Source organism: Desulfonatronospira sp. MSAO_Bac3 (genome assembly GCF_003838035.1).
Classification (GTDB): Bacteria; Desulfobacterota; Desulfovibrionia; order Desulfovibrionales; family Desulfonatronovibrionaceae; genus Desulfonatronospira; species Desulfonatronospira thiodismutans.
Genome location: NZ_QYZY01000037.1, coordinates 1 through 8,253, shown reverse-complemented (window position 1 = coordinate 8,253; position 8,253 = coordinate 1). Strand labels below are relative to the sequence as shown.

The window sequence follows — 8,253 nt, the reverse complement described above, 5'->3', positions numbered from 1 at the left end:
TTCTGATAGACTACTTCTTAAGCCTTGAGAGCACCCTGGCCAGAAAAACCAAAAACCTGGTCAAGCAAAACACCAAACTGCAGCAGGAATTAAAAAAGCACTTTGCCGACAAAAAGGAACTATCCAGTTCCCTCAAACACATGCAGAAAATATTTCACAGACTCAATTACGGGACATGCAGGTTTACGCCTGACGGGATGCTTCTGGAAGCCAACAGGGCACTGTCTGCCATGCTTGGATTTTCTTCTCCCCAGGAACTTATGGATGCAGTAAACCTCCAGGGATGGGAAATTTTTCATGACCAGGAATTATGGCAACTGACCACTGAAGAAATTATTAAAAGGAAAAAAATCATCCGCATCGAAGCCCAGCTGAACCTGAAAAAAAAGACTGCCCTCTGGGCCGAGATTTCAGCTTTCTCCGTAACTACAAAGCGCGGACAAACCGTTCTGGATATGATTTTTTCGGACATCTCCAAAAGGAAGGAAAACGAACTGCTGCTTTACAGCAAGTCCACAATGGACCCCCTGACCGGCATACCCAACAGGGCCCTCTGGAGTGACCGCCTGGACCAGACCGTAAAAAAAGCCAGACGATACTCAGAGAGCTTTGCAGTAATCTACTTAGATCTGGACGGCTTCAAGGAGGTCAATGACCGTCTGGGACACGAATACGGGGACAAGGTTCTCATAACCGTGTCCAGAAGACTGCAGAAAAAAATAAGGGAATCGGACACCCTGGCCCGCATCGGCGGAGATGAGTTCTGCATTTTGGTAAACAACATCAAAAAGGCCAACCTGTCCCGCATGGCCCGATCCATAATAGACAGCCTGACCAGACCCATAAAGGTCAACAAGTCCCAGCCGCAGGTGGGCGTAAGCATCGGTATATGCCTGTTTGACGATCCGGACCTGACTTCAGCAGAAATCATGCACAGGGCGGACAAGGCCATGTACATGGCCAAAACCCGGGGCGGGAACAGATATATGATCCACGGTAACGATGCGTCCGGCCAGGAAGACCAGCCAGAGCCTTCAAAGATGTGACAAAAATGTCTTCAGGGTGGTTGTATGCCAGGCAGCATTATAAAAATCCGCTACCCAGAATAATGGCAATTATGGTCACCAGCTGGGCAAACATCAGTCCCGTCACCCAGCGCAGAACCTTTTGATTGCCGGCAGCGATATCCGTCTTTAACTCAGTGCGCAGCCTTTCTATCTCTATCTTCATCTCCGCCCGGATCTGCTCTATCTCTTTTTGCAGGCGCAGTTCGCTTTCACGCACTCCGCTGGCTGTAGCCAGATCCTTGAGCTCGGGGTAACGGTCTTCAAGGCGCTCAAAGGCCCCGGCTATAATTCTGGCCCTGGCCCTCTCGTCTTCAGCGGCCAGGAGGCTGTCGTAAAGGTCAATAACAGAAGCTGGCTGGCTCATCTATTTCTCCTTTTCTGGGTGCCTTTATGTTTTGCTATACAAGCATTTCATAAATGCATTGTCAACAAAAACGCTTCCACTCCCTCATACCTGCCGCAAAAAACGTAAATAGATGCAGCCATTCAGGAAATGCCGTAATCGGCCTGGGGAAGTCCCTCACTTATTTTTTCTGATAAACAATTTAGAGCTGTCAAAAATGATTTAAACCAGCGTAAATCATTCCACTCTGCCTGCCATGTGTACCTTCTGCCAGTACACCGGGGTAAAATCAGCGTCTTCCCGGATATTAAGGTTTGACAAGCACTTTCCGGAAGGTTAAGCACCTTGAAGGGGTGTTGAACTTTATTCTTGTCCAGGCAGAGCAGCATTTATAAATGTCCATTTGATGTTCAGCCATTCATACTCACCAGCACTGCAAAAAATACATATCCAGCCAAACCCGCCGCAAGGCGGGGACGGAAAGCCACGGGCCCCCGGGATTTAAAAGTCATAGCATACGCGGGCAGCCGGGTTGCCGGATGAAGTCCTCTGACAGCTGCTCTGAAGTTCTTCATTTGGTTGTCCATAAGAGGCTTTTAAAACCTGTAAAATGATTATGAAGGGTGGAGAATCATTTCCATAATGGCAACCCGAAATGATATCGATTCCACAGAAAAACTCTTAAATCTCATCCGCAAGGGTCCTTCTCAGTCCGTTACAGAAGGTCATGCTCCCAGACGGTCTGCATCACCTCTCTGGACAAGCTTGAGAAACCGCGTCCTGCCTTTCAGGTCCAGAAAGGTGATGGGACTGGAGATTCTTAGAGACAGCCTGCACCTTGCCCTGTCCGAGAAGACCCGTTCCGGATGGAGGCTTCTTCATGCCTCCTCAGTGGATATTCCCGCCGACATGACCGTTGACACCCCGGAGTTTAAAGATTTCCTGCAAAACCAGCTGCAGGACCTGGATCCCCGGAAAACAGCAGAAGTATGGTTCGCCCTGCCCGCATCCAGAGGGGAGATCTGGAGCATACGTGTCCCCAGGGTAAAAAAGGGCATGGCCAACGTGGTGTACTGGTCCGCCCGCAAAGAAAAAAACTTTGACCCCAAGCAGCATATTTTCAATTTCCGTCTGGGCAGAGAAGTGGATGAAGGCGGAGTCCGCAAGATTCAGGCCGAAATATGCCTGGCCCCGGCCGAAGACATCCAGAAGTACAGGCAGCTCATCACCGACACAGGCTACAGGCTGCGCGGCATTACCCTGCCTGCTGCCTCCCTGGACAATCTTTTCCAGCATGCACGTGATGATTACCTGGATAAACCCTACGCTATACTGTATATTGGGGAAGACAGTTCCTGTATAAAATTTTACAGTGCTGGAACAGTTCTGTTCAGCCGGGTTATAAGGATGGGCCAGGACAGTTTTCTGGACTCCATCAACATGGAGCACTCCCGCCAGGACCAGGAAGGCCATGATCTTTCAGACCTGCAGGTTTCCTCTTCAACAAATCTTCTGGAGGAAAGCAGCGGCAGCAGGGAGAAGGCCCTGCAGATACTTAAACAGCTGCAGCATGACGGTCGCAAATCTTCAGAGGATGATGACAAATCGCCCTCAAGTGCCCTGGACTTGATTTACCCGGCCCTGGAAAGGCTTTCCAGGCAGCTCGAGAGAACCATTGACCAACTGGTCAAGGTAATGGACCATCCCGCTCCAGAAGAACTCTTCATCTGCGGGAAAATTGCCTTTCTGCAGGGTATTGCGGACTTTTTCAGCCAGAACCTGGATATTCCGGCTCAAATACTGGATGTGCCCTCTTCACCCAATGTCCAGGTTGAAAACACCATTACCGAAATGGAACCGGACGAGCGCCTGTCTTTGGTATCCACTGTGGGGCTGACCATGCCCTGGTCCGGCACGGTCAACTTCCTGCACACCGCCATGGACAAAGAGCGGGAAGCCGCCGCCATGCGCAACACAAATCTGGTAGCCGCCGGTTGCGCTCTGGCCTTTGTCGTGGTAGCCGGTTACTGGGCATGGATGGGTCACCAGCTGGAGCAGGCCAGGGAAGAAACCCTCTCTCTGCAGGATCAGCTGAGTGAATACAGCCCCAGACTGACCCGGGATATGCTGCAGGATCTGGTGGAAGAACACCAGGACTTCAAGGATACGGTAATAAACCGGGCCCAAAGGCTGCAGGCGGTGGCCCTGATTGGAGAGATCGGTCGCATAACCCCGGATGATTTCAGGCTGCTGGAAATGATTCTGGAACTGGACAGTCAGACAGATGAAGATGAGCGTCGTCAGAACCTCATAGTTGAAGGCTTTATCCGCGGCGAGGGCGACAACTTTGAAACCAGGATGACCAGCTACCTGGTAGACCTTAGAAACTCCCCTCTCTTTAGAAGTGCCCATATCCATAGAAGCAGCAGGGGCACCCTGGAAGAGGAAGGTGAAGTATTCAGGTTTGTTCTAAATATTGATCCGGAGAGGATCTAGAAATGAAATGGCTGGCCTCAGCGGCTGCAAAAAGATCCCTGGGCTATATTGCCTTTACCGTTCCCGTCCTGGGCCTGCTTATCGTGCTGGGGGTCATGCCTGTCAGGGAAGATCTGACCTCCCAGGAGCAGGAAAAGGCCCGTCTCCAGGCGGAGATAAAGCGCCAGGAAGTTTTTCAGCCTTTGTATGCAGAGATAATGCAGCGCAGGGAAGAGCCGGAGCCCCCGGACGCTGTAAAAGATCACCACAGGGACATTGCAGATGCTCCAAGTATTGACGTTATAGCTGACAGGCTGGGAGCAATGGCTGCAGACTCTGGCCTGGACAATATCTCATTTTCTCCAGTTCCCCAGTCCCTGGACAACGACTCCGGACTTTTGCTGGTAAACGGTCAAATGCAGGGTCCTCTGCAGAATTTCAGGGAACTGCTGCTTCGGCTGGCAGGCACTGAAGCCTTTGAAGGCCTTGAGGACCTGGAAATCCACGGCACTGAATCCTTACCCCGGTACTCACTGAGCCTCTGGGTCAGGCTTTAAGGATGCGGCTTGTAAAAGACCGGCCCGGAAATACAAAGCGTAAGCTTAAAAAAATATATGGGCATCAGAGAAAAAATACTGGTTACAATGATGGTCCTGGCCCTGGCATACGGTGCCTTTGAGCTGTTTTATTCACCTGCGGACCCTGTTGAAGAAAAAGATCCGGAACAGGAGGTCCAGGAAGCGCAGCAGTTCAGCCAGAGCATGAGCCAGGACCTGCAGGAAGCAGACATAACCGAGGCCCAAAAGAGAATACTGCAGGCGGCCGCCCGGGACTGGCCCGGGGAGATCTTTCACGAATTTCCCGATGCAGAGCTCCTGGAAGAAGAAACAGTCCAGGAAGAAACTGACTTCGGCCCTTTGCGGTACAGCGGATATGTACAGATGGGTGATCAAAAGATAGCCATCATCAATGCCCGCGAGTACAGCAGGGGAGAAGAACTCAAAGATGAGCCGGCCAGAGTAGTGGAAATCACCTCGGAAAAGGTTCTGCTGGAATCCCTGGAAACCGGGCAACAGGTGCCGGTGCCCTATGAGGGAGACTGATCCTCTGGCCGCCAGGAGCAGGTGGATATAATACCGCTTTGCATTCTGCAGACAGATAGGACTGCGTTTGCATCAGACAAACATTTTAGTTACAACTCACAAATATTATATGCGTCACATTTACATAATCTTAACCAGACATGAAAAAAAAGTTTTCGCTCTGACAGCTGCATCTTCCCGAACGTACTCTGTCTGCACCCTGCTGATCCTGTTCATCCTGGCAGCAGCCATTGCAGGCTGTACCGGCACAAGGGATCAGGAAGAGCCTTTCATGACCCAGTGGTGGGATCTGGCAGAAGAGTCCCGGGGACACACCCACGAGGTTGAAGAAAGAGAATCTCTGGATATTGAGCCATCACACATTGACCTTGAAGACATTGAACCCGAGCCTGCCCATGAACTGCCCCGGGACAGGGTCACCCTGAACATGCAGCAGGCTCCGGTGGCCACAATACTTAGGGCCCTGTCCAGAATAGCCGATCAGAATATCATTGTCAGCGAAACAGTTGAAGGTACGGCCAACCTCAATATCAGAGATGTCCCCTGGGACCAGGCCTTTAAAAGCATAATCGCCTCCCAGGGCCTCAGCTACGTCTGGGAAGGGGAAATACTGCGCATCAAAAGCATGCAGGACCTGCAGCATGAACTGGACCGGGCCGGCCTGAAGGAGGATATCGGCCGCAGAAAACTGGCTGCCGAACTCACCGCCCCCTTGATGCACCGGATAGTCAAGCTCAACTATGCAGACCCGGAAAAACTTCAGGACAATCTCATCCGTTTTCTTAGCCGGGATGGCGACGGGGAACCCCACGGGAGTATAGTCGTGGACGAAGAGACCAACTCCCTCATGATTCAGGCCACCAGGAATGACATGGAAAGGGTGCACAAGGCTATCAACCACCTGGACCGTCCCAGGCCCCAGATCCTCATGGAAGCCAACATAGTCGAAGCCACCCAGCGAACCGCGCGGGAACTCGGGGTACGCTGGAGCGGCAGATACGTTACTCCATTATCTTTCGAGGACGAGGTGGGGTTTGGAGATCTTTTAAGAGATGAAGCAGGCTATACCGGTGACATGGATCTTTCTGTAATCTCCGCCCGTCTGCCGGGGAGCGTACTTTACGCCCACCTGCAGGCACTGGAAAGGGATGGAGAAGTAAACATCCTGACCAGCCCCTCCATCACCACCATGGACAACCAGATGGCCTTTACCGAGCACGGCCAGAGAGTACCTTATGAAACCGTTGATGAAGATGGAAGCCGCACCGTGGAATTCGAGGATGCAGTTCTCCGGCTGGAGGTGGTTCCAAGCGTCATGGAGGGCAATCACCTGAAAATGGACATCCGGGTAAACAAGGACGAGGTGGATTTTACCCGCGATGTCCGTGGCCAGCCGGTGATACGGACCAAACACACTGAAACCAACCTCGTGGTCCGCGATGGAGAAACCATTGTCATCTCCGGGCTTTCCAAGGAGACCCTTTCGGACACCGAGCGAGGAATCATGGGCCTGAGGGACCTCCCGGGCCTGGGCTGGTTGTTTAAAAGTCGGGAACAGGAACAGGAGATGGAGGAGTTTCTCATTTTCATCACCCCCACCATTCTGGAACCCCAGAGACGCTGACAAGCCTGGCGCAGGTAATAGAAAAGTGGACTAACTCAAGGTATTACAGCTTGTAAAAGAGCCTTTTATTGTTCCCACGCTCTGTCCCGCCAGGGCGGAAATATATTCTTTCTTCTTATTGTTCCCACGCTCTGCGTGGGAACAATCTCCGGACGCTCCGCGTCCAAGAAGATAAAGAGCGTGGGAACGATCAAGAAGATAAAGAGCGTAGGAACGATCAAAAAAAGATCATGTAATACTCTTAAGGCCTTAGATATGGACTACTATAAACTCCTGCAGCTTGCCAGAGAGCCATTCGCCAACACCCCGGACCCGGACATGTTCTATCCGGCCAATCAGCACGCCCATTGCCTGCAGAAGCTGGAAGTAGCTGTCCGGCTGCGCCGTGGGCTCTGCGTTGTCAGCGGCGAAGTGGGCACCGGCAAGACCACGGTATGCAGATATCTTTACAGGTATCTGTCCGGGGATGATCTGTTCTGCACCCACCTGGTCCTGGATCCCTGCTTTGAAAACTCCTCGGATTTTGCAGCCCGCCTGAACCAGGAGCTCAACGGCCGGGAGGCATCCCTTGGCTGCTCCAGCCAGTGCCAGCACAAGGAACAGATCCAGGAATTTATCCTGCGCCTCGGAGAGGAAGAAGGCCGCATAGTCACCCTGATAATCGACGAAGGGCAGAAACTTTCTGAGGACTGCCTGGAGTTCTTGCGGGAACTGCTCAACTTTGAGACCAACGAACACAAGTTGTTGCAGATAATTATCTTTGCCCAGGATGAGTTCCTGGATATCCTGAAGCAGATGCCCAACCTGCAGGACCGGGTGGCTCTTCATTACCGCCTTGAACCCTTGAGCCGCAAAGACACCACCAGCTTTATCCTGCACAGGATCCAGGCCTCATCCACGGATCCTTCCAGACCTCCGGCGGTTACTTTTTCCCTGGCAGCCAGGAGGCTTATCTACAAAATGACCAGGGGGTATCCGCGCCGGATAATTCATCTGGGCCACAACATCCTGCTTACCCTGGTCATGCTGGAACGTACCAGGATCACCCGCAAAGTGGTCCACCGGGCGGCGGACAGTGTCTCCAGCCGCGAGATACCCCGGAGATCCTCCAGACCCCTGGCCCTGGCAGCCGGTACAGTAGCGGTGCTGCTGGCCCTGGGCTTGCTCTACCAGGCCGGACACCTGGAACAGGCCAAATCCCGCTGGCTTGCTTTCATTGCTTCGCATTATGATGCCGGGGATCCCCCTTCTCAGGACAGCAGTCGATACCGGGCTCCTGTCTCCCCAGCCCCGGACAGTTCCCCTGACCAGCAGGATCGGCCGGTACCGGCATATTCTTTAACGGCAAAAAACAGCCCTGACAACGACAGTCAGCCTGTCAGCACCCTGGATGCCTCTGCTGACCGGGACACCCTGGGCAAAGTCACAGTCATCAGCCGGGAAAGCCTCTGGACACTGGCGGATGCAGTCTACGGCAGAGGCAGTGTCGCGGCCGTGCAGCAGGTGGCTGAGGCCAATCCCTGGCTGACCAATCCGGACATAATCCACGCCGGGCAGCAGATCACCCTCCCGGTCATCTCCCTCAAAAGCCCGTCTTCAAAGCAGCAGGTCTGGATCAGGCTTGCCTGGGCCAGGGACCTG

The 8,253-nt window shown here is 52.8% G+C and carries 7 protein-coding genes and 1 riboswitch; of the genes, 6 read left to right on the top strand and 1 reads right to left on the bottom strand.

Annotated elements, in window-relative coordinates:
* A partial coding sequence (locus D5S03_RS01280; RefSeq protein ID WP_287042444.1) for a sensor domain-containing diguanylate cyclase occupies positions 1–1,046 on the top strand: 1,046 nt, incomplete at its 5' end.
* A gap of 37 nt (positions 1,047–1,083) precedes the next feature.
* Here the strand turns inward: D5S03_RS01280 and D5S03_RS01275 are convergent.
* Positions 1,084–1,431 carry a hypothetical protein gene (locus D5S03_RS01275; RefSeq protein ID WP_008870720.1) on the bottom strand — a complete coding sequence of 116 codons (348 nt, stop codon included), beginning with the start codon at positions 1,429–1,431 and terminating at the stop codon, positions 1,084–1,086.
* Positions 1,432–1,853: 422 nt separating this feature from the next.
* Positions 1,854–1,950, top strand: a riboswitch (cyclic di-GMP riboswitch).
* A gap of 102 nt (positions 1,951–2,052) precedes the next feature.
* Here D5S03_RS01275 and D5S03_RS01270 point away from each other — a divergent pair.
* The 5 genes from D5S03_RS01270 to D5S03_RS01250 all read left to right on the top strand — a co-directional run.
* Positions 2,053–3,906, top strand: a complete 1,854-nt coding sequence (locus D5S03_RS01270) for a hypothetical protein (RefSeq protein WP_287042443.1) — start codon at positions 2,053–2,055, stop codon at positions 3,904–3,906.
* A gap of 2 nt (positions 3,907–3,908) precedes the next feature.
* Entirely contained in the window at positions 3,909–4,442 is a 534-nt protein-coding gene (locus D5S03_RS01265; protein ID WP_008870722.1) for a hypothetical protein, read from the top strand.
* A gap of 57 nt (positions 4,443–4,499) precedes the next feature.
* The gene (locus D5S03_RS01260; protein WP_008870723.1) at positions 4,500–4,988 is read left to right on the top strand and encodes a hypothetical protein; all 489 of its coding nucleotides are present in this window, start codon (positions 4,500–4,502) and stop codon (positions 4,986–4,988) included.
* A 109-nt stretch (positions 4,989–5,097) separates the two neighbouring features.
* Positions 5,098–6,612 carry a secretin GspD/PilQ domain-containing protein gene (locus D5S03_RS01255; RefSeq protein ID WP_287042442.1) on the top strand — a complete coding sequence of 505 codons (1,515 nt, stop codon included), beginning with the start codon at positions 5,098–5,100 and terminating at the stop codon, positions 6,610–6,612.
* A gap of 255 nt (positions 6,613–6,867) precedes the next feature.
* The coding region (locus D5S03_RS01250) for an AAA family ATPase (protein WP_287042441.1) at positions 6,868–8,253 on the top strand (1,386 nt) is incomplete at its 3' end.

Excerpts from the sequence above, each read along its gene's own strand:
- D5S03_RS01260 (WP_008870723.1), top strand. The coding sequence starts at position 4,500 with ATGGGCATCAGAGAAAAAATACTGGTTACAATGATGGTCCTGGCCCTG.
- D5S03_RS01265 (WP_008870722.1), top strand. The coding sequence starts at position 3,909 with ATGAAATGGCTGGCCTCAGCGGCTGCAAAAAGATCCCTGGGCTATATT.
- D5S03_RS01270 (WP_287042443.1), top strand. The coding sequence starts at position 2,053 with ATGGCAACCCGAAATGATATCGATTCCACAGAAAAACTCTTAAATCTC.
- D5S03_RS01275 (WP_008870720.1), bottom strand. The coding sequence starts at position 1,431 with ATGAGCCAGCCAGCTTCTGTTATTGACCTTTACGACAGCCTCCTGGCC.
- D5S03_RS01255 (WP_287042442.1), top strand. The coding sequence starts at position 5,098 with ATGCGTCACATTTACATAATCTTAACCAGACATGAAAAAAAAGTTTTC.